The sequence below is a fragment of the Micromonospora fiedleri genome, from assembly GCF_016774385.1.
In the GTDB taxonomy this organism is placed as follows: Bacteria; Actinomycetota; Actinomycetes; order Mycobacteriales; family Micromonosporaceae; genus Micromonospora; species Micromonospora gifhornensis.
In genome coordinates this window covers 1-451 of sequence record NZ_JAETXL010000091.1, presented here as the reverse complement: position 1 = coordinate 451, position 451 = coordinate 1, and the positions used below count along the sequence as shown (strand labels likewise).

The window sequence follows — 451 nt, the reverse complement described above, 5'->3', positions numbered from 1 at the left end:
TACGGCCTGCATGTGGTGTCCTTCCTGTCTCTTATACACATCTAGATGTGTATAAGAGACAGCCTGCGTACTACGTGATCGCCCCGGCAGAAGCCTCCTCCAACCTGTCGCGTTTCGACGGGGTACGTTTCGGCTATCGCTGCGAAGACCCGAAAAACCTGATCGACCTGTACAAGCGTTCCCGTGGTGAAGGTTTCGGCCCGGAAGTGCAGCGCCGCATCATGGTCGGCGCCTACGCGCTGTCGGCCGGCTACTACGACGCCTATTACCTGAAGGCGCAGAAGATCCGCCGCCTGGTGAAAAATGACTTCATGGCCGCCTTCAACGAGGTCGACATCATCCTCGGCCCAACCACGCCGAACCCGGCCTGGAAGCTCGGCGCCAAGAACAGTGACCCGGTCGCTGCCTACCTGGAAGACGTCTACACCATCACCGCCAACCTCGCCGGCTT

The 451-nt window shown here is 59.6% G+C and carries 1 protein-coding gene; it reads left to right on the top strand.

All coding sequences use genetic code 11. From position 1 onward, the window contains the following. Positions 1-74 precede the first annotated feature (74 nt). Positions 75-451 (top strand): amidase family protein (locus tag JMF97_RS32500; protein ID WP_498043322.1); only part of this gene is annotated, 377 nt, incomplete at its 3' end.